Genomic DNA, 18,460 nt, shown 5'->3' on the forward strand with positions numbered 1-18,460 from the left:
AGTGAGTGTTCAGTTTCGGTGCTGAGCCAGACAGTGTGGTGTGGAAAACCACACGGTCGGGAAATCACTGAGTGCAGGCCGTGAACTGATGCGCGTTTCCCGGCCCGATCTACGAGAAATCGTGTGTCGCAGGGGCATCACGCCCACGGCAGGAGGATGGCGGGAAGGCTTCCCTAGAATGCTTCGCCTCCCTTCAGAAAGACTTCCTCCATGACCTCCGGTGTCATCCGCATCCGCGGCGCCCGCCAGCACAACCTGAAGAACCTGGACCTCGACTTCCACACCGGCGAGCTGACGGTGGTGACCGGGCCGTCGGGCTCGGGCAAGTCCAGCCTGGTGTTCGACACCTTGTATGCGGAAGGGCAGCGCCGCTACGTCGAGACGTTCAGTGCCTATGCGCGCCAGTTCCTCGACCGCATGGACCGTCCCGCGGTCGATCACGTCGAAGGCGTGCCGCCGGCCATCGCCATCGACCAGACCAACCCGGTGCGCACGTCGCGTTCGACGGTCGGCACCATGACCGAGCTGAACGACCACCTGAAGCTGCTGTTCGCACGCGCCGCGCGGCTGTTCGACCGGCAGACCGCCCGGCCGGTGCGCGAGGACAACCCGGAATCCATCTACGCCGAGTTGCTGGAGCGCACCCGTGACGGCGATCCGCGGGTGGTGGTGACTTTCCCGGTCGAGCTGCCGGCGAACACCACGACACAGGAGATCGAGCAGTGGTTGTCGGCCAGTGGCTTCACGCGCGTGCAGGGCGAGCGCGAGGTGGCCACGCCGACCGGGCCGCGCAAGGTGCTCGACGTGGTGGCCGACCGCTTCCGGTTGCAGGGCACCGAAAAAGTGCGGGTGGCCGAGGCGATCGAGCTCGCGCTCAAGCGCGGCAGCGGCCGGGTCAACGTGTACGTGCTGAAGGACGAAGGCGAGCCCGACCTGTGGCGTTTTTCGTCCGGCCTGCACAGCCCCGACAGCGACCTGCGCTACAGCGCGCCGACGCCGGCGATGTTCTCGTTCAACTCGGCCTTCGGCGCCTGCGAAGCGTGCCGCGGCTTCGGCCGCGTGATCGGCGTCGACTGGGGCCTGGTGATGCCGGACCATCGCAAGACGCTGCGCTCCGGCGTGATCAAGCCGCTGCAGACACCGGCCTGGAAGGAATGCCAGGACGACCTGTTGAAGTACGCCGGCGAGGCCGGCATCCCGCGCGACACCGCGTGGAACCAGTTGTCCCAGGCCCAGCGCGACTGGGTCGTCAACGGGTCGCCGCACTGGAACGGCAACTGGAACAAGCAGTGGTACGGCATCAAGCGCTTCTTCGAGTACCTCGAGAGCAAGGCCTACAAGATGCACATCCGCGTGCTGCTGTCGAAGTACCGCAGCTACACGCCGTGCGAGACCTGTGGCGGCGCCCGTCTGAAGACCGAGTCGCTGCTGTGGCGGCTGGGGGCCGAGACCGGCGCGAATGCACACGCGAATGCGGATGCGGTGCTGCCGCCCGGAAAGAGGTTCATGCCGGTCGGTGTCGGCTGGTCGCGCGAGCAGCTCGAAGCGCTGCCGGGCCTCAGCCTGCACGACCTGATGATGCTGTCGATCGAGCGCCTGCGCCGCTTCTTCGACCACCTCACGCTGCCCAGTTCGATGCTGGACGAGGCGCTGAAGCTGCTGCTCGACGAGATCCGCACCCGGCTCAAATACCTGTGCGACGTCGGCCTCGGCTACCTGACATTGGACCGGCAGAGCCGCACGCTCTCCGGCGGCGAGGTGCAGCGCATCAACCTGACCACGGCGCTCGGCACGTCGCTGGTCAACACGCTGTTCGTGCTGGACGAGCCGAGCATCGGCCTGCATCCGCGCGACATGAACCGCATCGTGCAGGCGATGCAGCGGTTGCGCGATGCCGGCAACACGCTCGTGGTGGTGGAGCATGACCCGGCGGTCATGCTGGCCGCCGACCGCGTGCTCGACATGGGCCCCGGCCCCGGCGAGCGCGGCGGCTCCGTGGTGTTCGACGGCACTCCCGACGCGCTGCGCGGCGCCGACACGCTCACGGGGGCCTACCTCGGCGCGCGCAAGCGCATCGGCGTCGGCATGCGGCGCCATGTCAACGACAGCACGCCGCGGCTGATCCTCGAAGGCGTGCGTGAGCACAACCTGAAGCAGGTGACGGTCGAGTTCCCGCTGCAGCGCCTGGTCACGGTGACCGGTGTCAGCGGCTCGGGCAAGTCGACGCTGATGCAGGACGTGCTGTTCCCTGCGCTGTCGCGCCATTTCGGCAAAGCCACCGAAACGCCGGGCGAGCACGACCGGCTGCTGAACGCCGACTGGGTCACCGACGCGGTGTTCGTGGATCAGTCGCCGATCGGCAAGACCGCGCGCTCCAACCCGGCCAGCTACGTCGGCGCGTTCGACGAGATCCGGGCCCTGTTCGCTGCGGCATCGTTGGCGCGCCAGCGCGGCTACACCGCCGGCACCTTCAGCTTCAACGCCGGTGACGGCCGGTGCCCGACCTGTGGCGGCTCGGGCTTCGAGCACGTCGAGATGCAGTTCCTGTCCGACGTCTACCTGCGCTGCCCCGACTGCGACGGCCGCCGCTACCGGCCCGAGATCCTGGAAGTGCACATCGAGCGCGAAGGCCCCGAGGGCTGGCGCGTGCTGAGCGTGGCCGACGTGCTCGAACTCACCGTCAGCGAAGCCGCGCAGCTGTTCAAGGACGACCGCGAGGTGCTGCGCGTGCTGCAGCCGCTGGTCGACGTGGGCCTCGAATACGTGAAGCTGGGCCAACCGGTGCCCACGCTGTCGGGCGGCGAGGCGCAGCGGCTCAAACTGGCCGGCTTCCTGGCCGAAGCCGCGAAGAGCGCCACCGCGAGCCGCCAGTCGGTCGCCAAGAAGGGCTCGCTGTTCCTGTTCGACGAGCCGACCACCGGCCTGCACTTCGACGACATCGCGAAGCTGATGCGGGCCTTCCGCAAGCTGCTCGACGCCGGCCATTCGCTGATCGTGATCGAGCACAACCTCGACGTGATCCGCGCGTCGGACTGGATCGTCGACCTCGGCCCGGAAGGCGGCGAGGCCGGCGGCGAGCTGGTCTGCGCCGGCACGCCGGAAGACGTGAAGGCCCATCCCACCTCGCACACCGGCCAGGCGCTGCGCGAGTACGAGGTGGCGCTCGGCCTGGACGGGCACAAGGTCGAGGAAGGTCGCCCGCTGCAGTCGGTCGCCAAGGCGCGGCGCGACGAGGCCCGGCGCCTCACCGACGACCTGATCCGCATCGTCAACGCCAAGGAACACAACCTCAAGTCGATGAACGTCGACATCCCGCGCGGCAAGTTCAGCGTGGTGACCGGCGTGTCCGGCTCGGGCAAGTCGACGCTGGCATTCGACATCCTGTTCAACGAAGGTCAGCGCCGCTATCTCGAGTCGCTGAATGCGTATGCGCGCAGCATCGTGCAACCCGCCGGCCGGCCCGAGGTCGATGCCGTGTACGGCATCCCGCCCACGGTGGCGATCGAGCAGCGTTTGTCTCGCGGCGGGCGCAAGAGCACGGTGGCGACCACCACCGAGGCCTACCACTTCCTGCGCCTGCTGTACGTGAAGCTCGGCATCCAGCACTGCGTGCACGACGGCGCCGAGGTGCGCCCGCAGACGCCCGAGTCGATCGCCGCGCAGATCCTGCGCGACCACAAGGGCCAGCACGTGGGCCTGCTGGCACCGCTGGTGGTCAACCGCAAGGGCCTGTACACCGACCTGGCCAAATGGGCCAAGGGCAGGGGGCACACACACCTGCGTGTCGACGGCCACTTCGTGCCGGTGGCGCCGTGGCCCAAGCTCGATCGCTTCAAGGAGCACACGATCGAGCTGCCGGTCGGCGACGTCACCGTCAGCGCCGCCAACGAGTCCGAGCTGCGCGCGCTGCTGGCGAAGACGCTGGAGCACGGCAAGGGCGTGATGCACCTGCTGGCGCCGCTCGACGGCCTGAAGGCCGCGATGGTCGCCGGCACGCCAACCGACGGCATCGGCGTCGTCAAGGTCTTCTCGACCAAGCGCGCCTGCCCGGTCTGCGGCACCAGCTACCCCGAGCTGGACCCGCGCATGTTCTCGTACAACTCCAAGCACGGCTGGTGCGTCGACTGCGTCGGCACCGGCGTGCAACTGACGCGCGAGCAGCGCCGCGCGTTCGACGACACCCAGCGCGATGACGACAAAGGCCGCGAGCAGACCTTCGCCGAGCCCGACGTCGAGGACGTCGCCGACCAGCCGTGCGGCACCTGTCATGGGGCACGGCTGAACCCGGTGTCGCTGGCGATCCGCTTCCGCGGTGAATCGATCGCGCAGATCGCGGCGCGCTCGGTCGGCGATGCGCGCGGCTGGATCGAAGGCTTGCGGCTCGACGGCCGCGAAGGCGCCATCGCCCGCGACCTGATTGCCGAGATCCGCAGCCGCCTGCAGTTCCTGGAAGAAGTCGGCCTGGGCTACCTGACGCTGGACCGCGCGGCGCCGACCCTGTCCGGTGGCGAGGCCCAGCGCATCCGTCTGGCCGCACAGCTCGGCTCCAGCCTGCAAGGCGTGTGCTACGTGCTCGACGAACCGACCATCGGCCTGCACCCGCGCGACAACCACATCCTGCTCGACGCGCTGCACAAGCTGGGCGCGCAGGGCAACACGCTGGTGGTGGTCGAGCACGACGAAGACACCATCCGGCGCGCAGACCACATCATCGACATCGGCCCCGGCGCCGGCAAGCGCGGCGGCCGGCTGGTCGCGCAGGGCTCGGCGGCCGAGCTGGCGGTGCACGAAGACTCGCTGACCGGCCGCTTCCTCGCCAAGCCGCTGGTGCACCCGCTGCAGCCGCGACGCGCGGTCGACAAGGCCGCACCGATGCTGACGGTGCGCAGCGCGACGCTGCACAACCTGCACGGCATCGACGTGCAGGTGCCGCTGCACCGGCTGGTGGCCGTGACCGGCGTCAGCGGCTCGGGCAAGTCGACGCTCGCGCGCGACGTGCTGCTCGCCAACGTGCAGGCCATCGTCGCCAACCGCGGCAAGGGCCTGCCGGCCTGGAGCGGCTGCCGCGGCATCGAAGGCTGGGAACGCGTCGACCGGGTGCTGGAGGTCGACCAGACGCCGATCGGCAAGACGCCGCGCTCGTGCCCGGCCACTTACGTCGGTTTCTGGGACACGATCCGCAAGCTGTTCGCCGAGACGCTGGAGGCCAAGGCGCGCGGGTATGCACCGGCCCGGTTCTCGTTCAACACCGGCGACGGCCGCTGCCATGCCTGCGAGGGGCAGGGCATGCGCACCATCGAGATGAGCTTCCTGCCCGACGTGAAGGTGCCGTGCGACGTGTGCCATGGCCAGCGTTTCAACGCCGAGACGCTGGCCGTGACATGGCGCGGCAAGAGCATCGGCGACGTGCTGAGCATGGAGATCGACGAGGCGGTCGAGTTCTTCGCGTCGATGCCGAACATCGCGCATCCGCTGCAGTTGCTGAAGGACGTGGGCCTCGGCTACCTGACGCTGGGCCAGCCGTCACCGACCTTGTCCGGCGGCGAAGCTCAACGCATCAAGCTGGTGACCGAGCTGAGCAAAGTGCGCGACGATGTCGCGCGCCGCGGGCAGAAGGCGCCGCACACGCTGTACGTGCTCGATGAGCCCACGGTGGGCCTGCACATGGCGGACGTGGAAAAGCTGATCCGCGTGCTGCACCGATTGGTGGATGGCGGCCACAGCGTGGTGGTCATCGAGCACGACCTCGACGTGGTGGCCGAGGCGGACTGGGTGATCGACCTCGGACCCGAAGGCGGCGTGCGCGGCGGCGAGGTGGTGGTGGCCGGCACGCCGGAGAGGGTGGTTGCGGCCGGATCGCACACGGGCGTGGCGTTGAAGCCCGTGCTGAGTCGAAAATGAGTGCCCGGGCGGCGCCTCACATGGCGACATACCGCCCGGGCCGGTGGTTCACCGCCAGGATCAGATTCAGCGTCACGACGCCGAGCAGCGAATACATCACTTGCATCGGCGCGACGAAAAAAAAGCGCCCCCGCGACGATCAGGCCGTCCACCACCATCTGCACCTTGCCGGCCCGCCATCCGCGGGTCTCCTGCAGATACAGCGCCAGGCCTTGTCGAAGCTCATACCGCTGGCGTAGTGCAGCAGAAAGGCCAGCCCGGCGGTGTTGTACATCGCCACGCCGAGCGAGATGAACAGGGTGCCGGTGACCAGGGCCTGCGCATCCTCGAAGAAGGAATGGCGGTCGACGGTGGACTCGAACATCGCGACTGCTCGTCCTGGACAAGCAAAGGCCCGCAGTCCATGCGGGCCCCCGAGGTCGGCACTTGGCGAGCGTCAAGGCGTGCTCATTCCTCCAGCTCGGTGCGCGCCATCTCGACGTCCAGCCGCTCCATCGCGTCCATCGGTTCGCTCTCGGCCGCTTCCTGGTACAGCGCCTCGGCCTCCTTCATCTTCTTCTCGCCTTCCAGCATCACCAGTCCGTTGGCATATTCGACGCGCGCGATCGCGGAGGCCGGGTTGATGTTCAGCGCTTCCTTGAACATCTTCAGGCCGGTGTCCTTGCTCGCTCCCTGCGTCTTGCCGAGCAGCGAGCCGACCTTGTCGATCACCTCGGCATGGAAGGCGCCGAGCGCGACGTGCGCATCGGCATGTTTCGGCGCCAGCTTGATGGTCGTCTCCAGGGCGTTCTTGACCTTGGTGCCCAGCCCCTGCGCCAGCGCTTTCGCGACGCTGATGCCTTGCCCGTAGCGGCCGATCGCATAGGCCTGCCAGTAGTAGGCGTTGGCGTTTTTCGGCTCCTCGGCCTGCTGGGCCTCGGCGCGCTCGGCCGCCTCGAGAAACAATTCCAGCTTCTTCTTCTCGTTTTTCTCCAGGTATGTCGCGTAGATGCATTGCGCCTTGTTGGCCACCGTGACGCCGGCGCCGCCCGCCTTCAGGCCGGCCTCTGTCGCCTTCTGGAATTCGCCCGCATGGAACAGCGCCCAGGCTTCGGCCACGATCTTGTCCTTCGGGTAGGGCTCGGCGTCGCCGGCATGCAGCCGCGCCCAGTGTTTTTTCAGCGCGGCGGCGTCATACATGTAGTCGGTGTTGTCGTACGGGAACGCGGTCCACTTGGCCATGGTGCTTGTCTCCGGGTGGCGGGGGTCAGGGTTTGTTGTAGCTGCCGACCAGCCCGTGCAGGTGTTCCTTCTGCGCGGGCTCGAGGTAGGGCATCAGCAGGCTGAGCACGTGGTAGGCACCGCGCATCATCGCGGCCCCGGCGCTTTCGGGCTCCAGCGCGCGGCGCGGGTCGCGCACGTATTCGTAACTCAGCCAGTAGGTGAGCACCACCACCATCGAGGTCGCGACCGGCTCGGCCTCGCGCGCGTCGATGCGGATCGCGCTGTGCCGGGTCAGCCCGTCGAGCACCGCCTGCACGGCGCGCGACTTGTTCTTCAGCACGAACTGGAAGTGGGTCTCGAGTCGGCGGTTCTTGCTCAGCAGGTCGTTCAGGTCACGGTACAGGAAGCGGTACTGCCAGATCAGCTCGAACAGCATGTGGAAGAACAGCCAGGCGTCCTCGACGTTCTTCACGTTGTCGGCGGCGTGCAGCAGGTCGTTCAGCGTGCGTTCGTAGCGGTCGAACAGCGAGTTGATCAGCTCGTCCTTGGCCGGGTAGTGGTAGTAGAGATTGCCGGGGCTGATGTTGAGCTCGGCGGAGATCAGCGTCGTCGAGACGTTGGGTTCGCCGAAGCGGTTGAAGAGATCCAGCGTGACCTCGAGGATGCGTTCTGCCGTGCGGCGGGGCTTCTTCTGTTGTGGTGGCATCGGTGCTTGTCTCCAGCCGGGCCCAATCTAGCAAAAACCGGCAGCGCCAGGAACCGCGATCAACCCGCCGCCAGCACGATTGGTGAGCGCTGCCTACAATTTGCGCCTCATGTCCGCCGTCAGCTTTCAACACGTCAGCAAGTCCTACAAAGGTCCGCGCGGCCCGTTCCAGGCGCTCAAGGACGTCAGCTTCGACATCGAGCCCGGTGAGTTCTTCGGGCTGCTGGGGCCGAACGGCGCAGGCAAGACCACCTTGATCAGCATCCTGGCCGGCCTGTCGCGGGCCACCGAGGGCCAGGTGCGGGTGCATGGTCACGATGTGGTCTCGGACTACGCACGAGCCCGCCGACAGCTGGGCGTCGTGCCCCAGGAGCTGGTGTTCGACCCGTTCTTCACGGTGCGCGAAGCATTGCGCATCCAATCCGGCTATTTCGGCGTCAAGTGCAACGACGACTGGATCGACGAGCTCCTCGCCAACCTGGGGCTGGCCGACAAGGCGAATGCCAACATGCGGCAGCTCTCGGGCGGCATGAAACGTCGCGTGCTGGTCGCACAGGCACTGGTGCACCGACCACCGGTGATCGTGCTCGACGAGCCGACGGCGGGTGTCGACGTCGAGTTGCGCCAGACGCTGTGGCAGTTCATCGCGCGGCTGAACCGCCAGGGCCACACGGTGCTGCTGACCACCCATTACCTCGAGGAAGCCGAGGCGCTGTGCCACCGCATCGCGATGCTGAAAGCCGGGCAGGTGGTGGCGCTGGACCGCACGTCGGCGCTGCTGGCCGGCACCGCCAGCACCATGCTCAGCTTCAAGATGGACGGCGAACTGCCGGCCTCGCTCGACCATGCCCGCGTCACCGGCCGCATCGTGCAGATCACGGCGCACGACGCGCAAGAGGTCGAGGACATCCTGGCGACGCTGCGCATCGCCGGCTGCAAGATCGAAGACCTCGAAATCGGCCGCGCCGACCTGGAGGACGTGTTTCTCGAGATCATGCAGGCCGATACCTCGCCCAGCGCTTTCGTCACCCGCCCGGCCGGGCTGGAGCAGGTGGCATGAACGCCGTGCTCGACCGTTTCGCCGGTGTGCGCACGCTGCTCTACAAGGAGGTGCTGCGCTTCTGGAAGGTCAGCTTCCAGACGGTTGCGGCCCCAGTATTGACGGCCGTGCTCTACCTGCTGATCTTCGGCCACGTGCTCGAAGACCATGTCAAGGTGTTCGACTCGGTCGGCTACACCAGCTTCCTGATCCCCGGCCTGGTGATGATGAGCGTGCTGCAGAACGCGTTCGCGAACAGCTCGTCTTCCTTGATCCAGAGCAAGATCACCGGCAACTTGGTGTTCCTGCTGGTCACGCCGCTGTCGCACTGGGCCTGGTTCGCGGCCTATGTCGGCGCGTCGATGGTGCGCGGGCTGGCGGTCGGCGGCGGGGTGTTCCTCGTCACCGTCTGGTTCGCGCCGCCCAGCTTCGCCGAGCCGTGGTGGATCGTGGTGTTCGCGGTGCTGGGCGCCGGCATGCTGGGCTCGCTGGGCCTGATCGCCGGGCTGTGGGCCGAGAAGTTCGACCAGATGGCGGCCTTCCAGAACTTCATCATCATGCCGATGACCTTTCTGTCTGGCGTGTTCTATTCGGTGCAGTCGCTGCCGGCCTTCTGGCAGGCGGTGAGCCACCTGAACCCGTTCTTCTACATGATCGACGGCTTCCGGCGCGGCTTCTTCGGCATCAGCGACGTCTCGCCCTGGGTCAGCCTGGGCGTGGTCGGCACCAGCTTCGTCGTCGTGGCGGCCATCGCGTTGCAACTGCTGCGTTCGGGCTACAAGCTGCGTCATTGACCAGGGTCTGTTGACATATGAATCACCCTTGCAGCCCCGGCCCTTCGGGTGGCGCTCCACAGAGGGCGCACTCGTCGTTGCAAATGCTCACCGGGGCCCGACCCCGGTTCCGCTTTGCGCCTAGATTGCGCCCTCTGTGGAGCGCCACGCAGGGGTGATTCATATGTCAACAGACCCTAACGTCGCGCCCGGGTTTTCCCGCCGTGCGCCATAATCCGAGCCTTATGGCCGACCCCACCCCCCAGGAAGTGCGCGACTACATCGCCCAGGGGCTCCCTTGCGAGCACCTGGAGGTGGAAGGCGACGGCCGTCATTTCTTTGCCACCATCGTGTCGCCCGAATTCGAGGGCAAGAACCGCGTGGCGCGCCACCAGTGCGTTTATCGGGCACTGGGCGATAGAATGCGCGAGCAAATCCACGCCCTGTCGATGAAGACGCTGACCCCTGCCGAGTGGGCCGACACATCGGCCACCCGCTCGGCCACCCACCACCACCATTGACCGGCAACCGCCCGGCGGCGCGGTTGCGGACTCGACGCGCGTGCCGTGCCTGGTGCGCGATGGTGGGTCCCCAAGCAGCGTGGCGCGGGTGGTGTGCCCCACACAGCACACACCATGGACAAACTCCTCATACACGGTGGCCGCCGGCTCAACGGTGACGTCACGATCTCCGGGGCCAAGAACGCCGCGCTGCCCGAGCTGTGCGCGGCGCTGCTGACCGCCGAGCCGGTCACGCTGACCAACGTGCCGCGCCTGCAGGACGTCAACACGACCTTGAAGCTGCTGCGCAACATGGGCGCACGTGCCGAGCGCAGCGAGTCGCAGCCCGACCAGGTGCTGATCGACGCCGGCAGCGTCACCTCGCCCGAAGCCCCGTACGACCTGGTGAAGACCATGCGTGCGTCCATCCTGGTGCTGGGCCCGCTGCTGGCGCGCTTCGGCGAGGCGACCGTGTCGCTGCCCGGCGGCTGCGCAATCGGCTCGCGGCCGGTGGACCAGCACATCAAGGGCCTGCAGGCGATGGGCGCCGAGATCACCGTCGAGCACGGCTACATCATCGCCAAGGCCAGGAAGCTCAAGGGTGTGCGCATCACGACCGACATGGTCACCGTCACCGGCACCGAGAACCTGCTGATGGCGGCGACGCTGGCCGACGGCGAGACGGTGCTGGAGAACGCCGCCCAGGAGCCCGAGATTCCGGACCTGGCCGAGATGCTGATCGCGATGGGTGCGAAGATCGAAGGCCATGGCACCAGCAAGATCCGCGTGCAGGGCGTCGAGCGGCTGCACGGGCTGGCAGGCCCCGTGGGCCACCGTATCGTCCCGGACCGCATCGAGGCCGGCACCTTTCTGTGCGCGGTCGCGGCCACCGGCGGCGACGTGGTGCTGAAGAACGCCTGCGCCAGCCACCTGGAAGCGGTGATCGAGAAGCTGCGCGAAGCGGGGGTGGCCATCGAGGCCGGCGAGAACCACATCCGCGTGACATCCGACGCCCGCCTGAAGGCGGTGTCCTTCCGCACCAGCGAATACCCCGCCTTCCCGACCGACATGCAGGCGCAGTTCATGGCGCTCAACTGCGTGGCCGAGGGCGCCTCCAGGGTCACCGAGACGATCTTCGAGAACCGCTTCATGCACGTGAACGAGCTGGTGCGCCTGGGTGCCCGCATCGAGGTGGACGGGCACACCGCCATGGTGCAAGGCGTCGAGCAACTGTCCGGCGCAACCGTGATGGCAACCGATCTGCGGGCCTCCGCGAGCCTGGTGATCGCAGGGCTCGTTGCCGACGGCGAAACCATCGTCGACCGCATCTACCACCTGGACCGCGGCTATGACCAGATGGAAGCGAAGCTTCGCGGCATCGGCGCCGACATCGAGCGCGTGAAGTGATGGCCCACCCCCTATGCGCTTCGCGGGCTTGCAGCCCGCGCCTGACCAGGGACGGTCAGCCTCTTTGCCAGGCACGCACAGTCCGCAGGGACTGTTCGTGTCCGGGCTCAGCCCCCTTCGAGGGGGCGACACCAGCGGCCCGGCGGAGCCGGCTCCGCGGTGTCCGCTGGATGGAGGTCCGCGATCGGCCGGGCGCGTTTCGTCCGGTGAGGGAATTGCTCAGATGAACCAAAGTTCAACCATGATCACACTGGCTCTGTCCAAGGGACGGATCTTCGACGAGACGCTGCCGCTGCTGAAGGCGGCGGGCATCGAGGTCGCCGAAGACCCCGAGACGTCGCGCAAGCTGATTCTTGCGACCAGCCGGCCCGACGTGCGCGTCGTGCTGGTGCGCGCGACCGACGTGCCGACCTACGTGCAGTACGGCGGTGCCGACCTGGGCGTGGCCGGCAGGGACGTGCTGCTCGAACACGGCGGCCAGGGGCTGTACCAGCCGCTGGACCTGCGCATCGCGAAGTGCCGCATGAGCGTGGCCGCGCGGGCCGACTTCGACTATGCCGCGGCGGTGAAGCAGGGGTCGCGCGTACGCGTCGCCACCAAATACACCACCGTCGCCCGCGACCACTTCGCCGACAAGGGCGTGCACGTCGACCTGATCAAGCTCTATGGCTCGATGGAGCTGGCGCCGCTCACCGGCCTGGCCGACGCCATCGTCGACCTGGTGTCGACCGGCAGCACGCTGAAGGCCAACCACCTCGTCGAGGTCGAGCAGATCATGGAGATCTCCTCGCGCCTCGTCGTCAACCAGGCCGCGCTGAAGATCAAGCGCGAGCCGATCCGTCAACTCATCGACATCTTTTCCAACGCCATCGAAAAAGGGTGAACGCCATGACCGTGCAGATCCGTCAACTCGCCACCACCACGCAGGACTTCGACACCGAGTTCCGGCGCGTGCTGCATTGGGCGGCAGAGACGGATCATGCGATCGAGCAGCGCGTGGCCGAGATCCTGGCCGACGTGCGCGCCCGTGGTGACGAGGCGGTGCTGGAATACACACGGCGTTTCGACGGGTTGACCTCCGAGACGGTGGCCGCGCTGGAGATCCCTCGCGGCGAACTGCAGGCTGCGCTCGAGGCGATCACGCCCAGGCAACGCGAGGCCTTGCAAGCCGCCGCCGACCGCGTGCGCGACTATCACCAGCGCCAGCTCGATGCCTGCGGCCGCTCTTGGACCTACCGCGATGTCGACGGAACGCTGCTCGGCCAGAAAGTCACGCCGCTCGACCGCGTGGGCATCTACGTGCCCGGCGGCAAGGCGGCCTACCCGTCGAGCCTGCTGATGAATGCAATCCCCGCCAAGGTGGCGGGTGTGGGCGAGATCATCATGGTGGTGCCCACGCCGGCGAAGGGCAGCATTGCGACCGGCGGCACTGGAGCGGCCGGCGGCAAGGGCGAGCGCAACACGCTGGTGCTGGCCGCAGCAGCGGTGGCCGGAGTGGACCGCGTGTTCACGGTGGGCGGTGCGCAGGCTGTCGCTGCGCTGGCCTACGGCACGGCCACCATTCCAAAGGTCGACAAGATCACCGGCCCCGGCAACGCATATGTCGCAAGTGCGAAGAAGCACGTCTTCGGTGTCGTCGGGATCGACATGATCGCCGGTCCCAGCGAGATCCTGGTGCTGGCCGACGGCACAACGCCGGCCGATTGGGTCGCGATGGATCTGTTCAGCCAGGCCGAGCACGACGAGTTGGCTCAAAGCATTCTGCTGTGCCCCGATGCCGGCTACATCGCGCAGGTGAAGGCCGCGATCGACCGGCTGCTGCCCGGCATGCCGCGCCGCGACGTGATCCGTGCCTCGCTCGAAGGCCGCGGCGCGCTGATCCACACGCGCAGCATGGAAGAGGCCTGCGAGATCAGCAACCGCATCGCCCCCGAGCACCTGGAAGTGAGCTCGCGCGACCCGCAGCGCTGGGAGCCGCTGCTGCGCCACGCCGGTGCGATCTTTCTCGGCGCCTACACCAGCGAATCGCTCGGCGACTACTGCGCCGGCCCCAATCACGTGCTGCCGACCTCGGGCACCGCGCGCTTCTCGTCGCCGCTGGGCGTGTACGACTTCCAGAAGCGCTCCAGCCTGATCGAGGTAAGCGAGCAGGGCGCGCAGGTGCTCGGCAAGATCGCCGCGGAACTGGCCTACGGCGAGGGCCTGCAGGCGCACGCGCAGGCGGCCGAGTTCCGCTTGAACGACACGACCCCGGGGAGCCTGAAATGAGGGACTACCTCCTACGCGCTTCGCGCGCCCCTCAAGCGGGCGACGCCGGTGGCCCGGCGGAGCCGGTTCCACGGCGTCACTTGGCTTGGGTCGGTTCGTGCGCCAGGGTGCGCGCGACAAACAGTGCTGTGGAGACCTGAAATGCTCAATCTGACGCAACGCATCGAGCAATACATTCGCGAGGACGTGCGCGAGCTGCGCCCCTATGCCGTGCAGCCGAGCGCCGGCATGGTCAAGCTCGACGCGATGGAAAACCCGTTCCGCCTGCCGCTCGAGCTGCAGCGCGAACTGGGCGAGCGCCTGGGCGCGGTCGCGATCAACCGCTACCCCGGCGAGCGCATCGAGGTGCTGCGCGCGGCGCTGGCGAAGCACAGCCGCATGCCGGATGGCCAGGCGTTGATGCTGGGCAACGGCTCGGACGAACTGATCTCGCTGCTGGCCATGGCCTGCAAGCTGCCGGGCGCGGCGATCCTGGCACCCACTCCCGGCTTCGTGATGTACGAGATGTCGGCCGAGCTGCAGGCGATGAACTTCGTCGGCGTGCCGCTGCAGCCCGGCACGCTGGAACTCGACGAGCCGGCGATGCTGGCGGCGATCGAGCAGCACCGGCCCGCGCTGATCTACATCGCCTACCCGAACAACCCGACCGGCAACCTGTTCGACGACGCCATCATCGAGCGCATCATTGCCGCGGCGCCCGGCCTGGTGGTCATCGACGAGGCCTACCAGCCGTTCGCGAGCAAGAGCTACGTCGACCGCTACGCACGCCACGACCATGTGCTGCTGATGCGCACGCTGAGCAAGTTCGGCCTGGCCGGCGTGCGGCTGGGCTACATGATGGGGCGCCGCGAGCTGATCGAGCAGATCGAAAAGGTGCGCCCGCCGTACAACGTCAGCGTGCTCAACTGCGAGGCCGCGCTGTTCGCGCTCGAGCACGAGGACGAGTTTGCGCGGCAGGCCCGGGTCTTGCGTGCCGAACGCCAGCGCCTGTTCGATGCACTGGGAACCATGCCCGGCGTCCACCCGTATCCGAGCGAGGCCAACATGATCCTGGTGCGGGTGCCCGACGCGCAGCGCACCTTCGAGGGCATGAAGCAGCGCAAGGTGCTGATCAAGAGCGTCGGCCGCAGCACGTCGCCGCTGCTTGCCAACTGTGTGCGCCTGACGGTAGGCTCGCCCGAAGAGAACGACCTGATGATCGCCGCGCTGCGTGAGAGCCTGTGATGGAATTGGCCCACCCCCTACGCGCTTTGCGTGCCTCCTCGAGGGGGCGCCACTGGCGGCCCGGCGAAGCCGGCTCCGCGGTGGCCGCTGGGTTGCGTCGCCTCACGTATGCGGTGTCCCCGAAAGCGTCATAAAGAGCCCGATGAATACAGCAACTTCATCCGAACGTGTGGCAGAAGTCACACGCAACACCACCGAAACGCAGATCCGCGTGCGCGTCAACCTGGACGGCACCGGCCAGGCGCAGCTGTCCACCGGCATCGGCTTCTTCGACCACATGCTCGACCAGATCGCCCGCCACGGCCTGATCGACCTGGAGATCGACGCCAAGGGCGACTTGCACATCGACGGGCACCACACCGTGGAAGACGTCGGCATCACGCTGGGCCAGGCCGTGGCCAAGGCCGTGGGCGACAAGAAGGGCCTGCGCCGCTACGGCCATGCCTACGTGCCGCTGGACGAGGCCCTGTCGCGCGTGGTAGTCGACTTCTCCGGCCGCCCGGGCCTGACCATGCACGTGCCGTTCAAGTCCGGAATGATCGGCGGGTTCGACACCCAGCTGGCCTACGAGTTCTTCCAGGGCTTCGCGAACCATGCGCTGGTGACGCTGCACATCGACAACCTGCGTGGCGAGAACGCGCATCACCAGTGCGAGACGGTGTTCAAGGCGTATGCCCGGGCGCTGCGCATGGCGCTCGAACTCGACCCGCGCATGGCCGGCGTGATCCCTTCCACCAAGGGGACGCTCTGACCATGGGCACTGTCGCGGTGGTCGACTACGGCATGGGCAACCTGCGCTCGGTGTCGCAGGCGGTGATGCACGTGGCACAGGGCTCGGGTGTCCACGTGATCGTCACGTCGCGCCCCGACGAGGTCTACGCCGCCGAGCGCATCGTGCTGCCGGGCCAGGGCGCGATGCCCGACTGCATGCGCGAGCTGCACGAGTCCGGGCTGCAGGAGGCCGTGCTGCACGCCGCCGCCCACAAGCCGCTGATGGGCGTGTGCGTCGGCATGCAGATGCTGCTCCAACGCAGCGAAGAAGGGCCGACCGACGGTTTGGGGCTGATCCCCGGGCAGGTGCGGCGTTTCCGGCTCGACGGGCAGTTGCAGGCCGACGGCAGCCGCTACAAAGTGCCTCAGATGGGCTGGAACCAGGTGTTCCAGGCGCGGCCGCACGCGATCTGGGAAGGTGTTCCCGACGGCGCGTACTTCTATTTCGTGCACAGCTACTACGCGCAAACGCAGCATCCGCACCACAGCACCGGGGAAACCGAGTACGGCACACGCTTTACCTGCGCGGTGGCACGGGATAACATTTTTGCGACCCAGTTCCACCCGGAGAAGAGCGCAGACCACGGTTTGGCCCTGTACCGCAACTTCCTGACCTGGAAGCCCTGAGCGCTGCGCAGTCGTTCCTCTTCTCCACCCCACCCGCTTTCCCACCACCACCATTGCCTCGGCTATGTTGCTGATTCCTGCCATCGACCTGAAAGACGGCAAGTGCGTGCGCCTCAAACAAGGTGACATGAACGACTCCACCACCTTCGGCGAGGATCCGGCCGCGATTGCGCGTCGGTGGCTCGAAGCCGGTGCCCGCCGCCTGCATCTGGTGGACTTGAACGGCGCCTTCGCCGGCAAGCCGATCAACGAACCGGCCATCAAGGCCATCCTCGCCGAGGTCGGCGACGAGATCCCGGTGCAACTGGGCGGCGGCATCCGCGACCTCGACACCATCGAGCGCTACCTCGACGACGGCTTGAGCTACGTCATCATCGGCACTGCGGCGGTCAAAAACCCGGGCTTCCTGAAAGACGCCTGCAGCGCTTTCGGCGGGCACATCATCGTCGGCCTCGACGCGAAGGACGGCAAGGTCGCCACCGACGGCTGGTCCAAGCTGTCCGGGCACGAAGTGATCGACCTGGCGAAAAAATTCGAGGACTACGGCGTGGAGGCGGTGATCTACACCGACATCGGCCGCGACGGCATGCTGACCGGCATCAACATCGACGCCACCGTGAAACTGGCGCAGGCGCTGACCATTCCGGTCATCGCCTCCGGCGGGCTGAGCAACCTGGCCGACATCGACCGTCTGTGCGCGGTGCAGGACGAAGGCGTCGAAGGCGTGATCTGCGGCCGCGCGATCTACAGCGGCGACCTCGATTTCGCGCAGGCCCAGCAGCGCGCCGACGAACTCAACGGCAGCCTCGCCTGATCGACGGCACCGGCATGCTGGCCAAACGCATCATTCCGTGCCTGGACGTGACCGGCGGTCGCGTCGTCAAGGGCGTCAACTTCGTCGAGCTGCGGGACGCCGGCGACCCGGTCGAGATCGCCGCCCGTTACAACGAACAGGGCGCCGACGAGCTGACTTTCCTCGACATCACCGCGACCAGCGACGGACGCGACCTGATCCTGCACATCATCGAGGCGGTCGCCAGCCAGGTGTTCATTCCGCTCACCGTGGGCGGTGGTGTGCGCACGGTCGAGGACGTGCGCCGGCTGTTGAACGTCGGCGCCGACAAGATCAGCTTCAATTCGGCCGCGGTGGTTAACCCGCAGGTGATCCGCGATGCCTCGTACAAATACGGTGCGCAGTGCATCGTCGTCGCGATCGATGCAAAAGCCCGCGACGACGGCAGCGGCTGGGACGTCTATACCCATGGCGGGCGCAAGAACACCGGGCTCGACGCGGTGGACTGGGCGTGCCGGATGGCCGAGCACGGAGCCGGCGAGATCCTGCTGACCAGCATGGACCGCGACGGCACGAAAAGCGGCTTCGACCTGGCGCTGACCCGGGCGGTCAGCGACGCGGTCCCGGTGCCGGTGATCGCCTCCGGCGGGGTGGGCAACCTGGAGCACCTGGCCGACGGCATCCAGCAGGGCCACGCCGACGCGGTGCTGGCCGCCAGCATCTTCCACTACGGCGACTACACGGTGGCCGAGGCCAAGGCGGTGATGGCCGGGCGCGGTATCCCTGTCAGGGGCTGAGAAACCCGCACCGTCAAGGCTGGATATCCGGTCACAAGCGGTTGCTACACTGCCCCCCATGGAGTGGCTCGAACAAGTCAAGTGGGACGATCAAGGTCTGGTGCCGGTGATCGCGCAGGAAGTCGGCAGCAACGACGTGCTGATGTTCGCCTTCATGAACCGCGAGGCGCTGTGCAAGACCGCCGAACGGGGCGAGGCCGTGTACTGGAGCCGCTCGCGCCAGCGCCTGTGGCACAAGGGCGAGGAATCCGGCCACATCCAGAAGGTGCACGAGATCCGGCTCGACTGCGATGCTGACGTCGTGCTGCTGAAGGTGACGCAGCTCGGTCACGAGCCGGGCATCGCCTGCCACACCGGGCGCCATTCCTGCTTCTTCAACGTCTACCGCGACGGGCAATGGCAGGTGGTCGAACCGGTCTTGAAAGACCCCGAGCGGATCTACAAATGACCG

The 18,460-nt window shown here is 67.3% G+C and carries 16 protein-coding genes; 13 read left to right on the forward strand and 3 right to left on the reverse strand.

All coding sequences use genetic code 11. The annotated features are described in order from the left end of the window. Positions 1-210 precede the first annotated feature (210 nt). Complete coding sequence (uvrA, locus tag M8A51_RS14255; protein ID WP_251779139.1) at positions 211-5,901, forward strand: excinuclease ABC subunit UvrA; 5,691 nt, start codon at positions 211-213, stop codon at positions 5,899-5,901. Between the two features lie 139 nt (positions 5,902-6,040). On the opposite strand, the gene M8A51_RS26705 is transcribed toward uvrA, so the two are convergent. From M8A51_RS26705 to M8A51_RS14270, 3 genes are all read right to left on the reverse strand, one after another. After that, positions 6,041-6,265 (reverse strand): hypothetical protein, encoded by a 225-nt coding sequence (locus M8A51_RS26705; RefSeq protein ID WP_407062235.1) that lies wholly within the window; start codon positions 6,263-6,265, stop codon positions 6,041-6,043. A gap of 83 nt (positions 6,266-6,348) precedes the next feature. Next, positions 6,349-7,122, reverse strand: a complete 774-nt coding sequence (locus tag M8A51_RS14265; RefSeq protein ID WP_251779140.1) for a hypothetical protein — start codon at positions 7,120-7,122, stop codon at positions 6,349-6,351. A 25-nt stretch (positions 7,123-7,147) separates the two neighbouring features. Next, the gene (locus M8A51_RS14270; RefSeq protein WP_251779141.1) at positions 7,148-7,810 is read right to left on the reverse strand and encodes a TetR/AcrR family transcriptional regulator; all 663 of its coding nucleotides are present in this window, start codon (positions 7,808-7,810) and stop codon (positions 7,148-7,150) included. Positions 7,811-7,919: 109 nt separating this feature from the next. Here M8A51_RS14270 and M8A51_RS14275 point away from each other — a divergent pair, with 109 nt between their 5' ends. The 12 genes from M8A51_RS14275 to hisI all read left to right on the forward strand — a co-directional run bounded on the left by M8A51_RS14275 (position 7,920) and on the right by hisI (position 18,457). Continuing rightward, positions 7,920-8,870, forward strand: coding sequence for an ABC transporter ATP-binding protein (locus tag M8A51_RS14275; protein WP_251779142.1), 951 nt, complete (start codon positions 7,920-7,922; stop codon positions 8,868-8,870). After that, positions 8,867-9,643, forward strand: coding sequence for an ABC transporter permease (locus M8A51_RS14280; RefSeq protein ID WP_251779143.1), 777 nt, complete (start codon positions 8,867-8,869; stop codon positions 9,641-9,643). Before M8A51_RS14275 ends, M8A51_RS14280 begins: the two co-directional genes overlap by 4 nt. Positions 9,644-9,867: 224 nt before the next feature. Continuing rightward, positions 9,868-10,143, forward strand: a complete 276-nt coding sequence (locus M8A51_RS14285) for a BolA family protein (RefSeq protein ID WP_251779144.1) — start codon at positions 9,868-9,870, stop codon at positions 10,141-10,143. Between the two features lie 114 nt (positions 10,144-10,257). Continuing rightward, the gene (gene murA / locus M8A51_RS14290; RefSeq protein ID WP_251779145.1) at positions 10,258-11,529 is read left to right on the forward strand and encodes a UDP-N-acetylglucosamine 1-carboxyvinyltransferase; all 1,272 of its coding nucleotides are present in this window, start codon (positions 10,258-10,260) and stop codon (positions 11,527-11,529) included. Positions 11,530-11,770: 241 nt separating this feature from the next. Then, on the forward strand, positions 11,771-12,412 hold the full coding sequence (hisG, locus tag M8A51_RS14295) for an ATP phosphoribosyltransferase (protein WP_251779146.1): 642 nt from the start codon (positions 11,771-11,773) through the stop codon (positions 12,410-12,412). A 5-nt stretch (positions 12,413-12,417) separates the two neighbouring features. Next, positions 12,418-13,797, forward strand: coding sequence for a histidinol dehydrogenase (gene hisD, locus M8A51_RS14300; protein WP_251779147.1), 1,380 nt, complete (start codon positions 12,418-12,420; stop codon positions 13,795-13,797). A gap of 141 nt (positions 13,798-13,938) precedes the next feature. After that, entirely contained in the window at positions 13,939-15,021 is a 1,083-nt protein-coding gene (gene hisC, locus M8A51_RS14305) for a histidinol-phosphate transaminase (protein WP_251779148.1), read from the forward strand. 142 nt (positions 15,022-15,163) lie between these two features. Beyond that, the gene (gene hisB, locus M8A51_RS14310) at positions 15,164-15,772 is read left to right on the forward strand and encodes an imidazoleglycerol-phosphate dehydratase HisB (protein ID WP_251779149.1); all 609 of its coding nucleotides are present in this window, start codon (positions 15,164-15,166) and stop codon (positions 15,770-15,772) included. A gap of 2 nt (positions 15,773-15,774) precedes the next feature. Beyond that, complete coding sequence (gene hisH, locus M8A51_RS14315) at positions 15,775-16,419, forward strand: imidazole glycerol phosphate synthase subunit HisH (protein WP_251779150.1); 645 nt, start codon at positions 15,775-15,777, stop codon at positions 16,417-16,419. A gap of 64 nt (positions 16,420-16,483) precedes the next feature. Next, on the forward strand, positions 16,484-17,233 hold the full coding sequence (gene hisA / locus M8A51_RS14320; protein ID WP_251779151.1) for a 1-(5-phosphoribosyl)-5-[(5-phosphoribosylamino)methylideneamino]imidazole-4-carboxamide isomerase: 750 nt from the start codon (positions 16,484-16,486) through the stop codon (positions 17,231-17,233). A gap of 14 nt (positions 17,234-17,247) precedes the next feature. Beyond that, a complete protein-coding gene (gene hisF, locus M8A51_RS14325) occupies positions 17,248-18,009 on the forward strand; it encodes an imidazole glycerol phosphate synthase subunit HisF (RefSeq protein WP_251779152.1) in 762 nt (253 codons plus the stop codon). A 58-nt stretch (positions 18,010-18,067) separates the two neighbouring features. Continuing rightward, positions 18,068-18,457: a phosphoribosyl-AMP cyclohydrolase gene (gene hisI, locus M8A51_RS14330; protein WP_251779153.1), complete on the forward strand. Its 390-nt coding sequence runs from the start codon at positions 18,068-18,070 to the stop codon at positions 18,455-18,457. The last annotated feature ends 3 nt before the right edge of the window (positions 18,458-18,460 follow it).

It is taken from the genome of Caldimonas mangrovi (assembly GCF_023721835.1).
Classification (GTDB): domain Bacteria; phylum Pseudomonadota; class Gammaproteobacteria; order Burkholderiales; family Burkholderiaceae_C; genus Caldimonas; species Caldimonas mangrovi.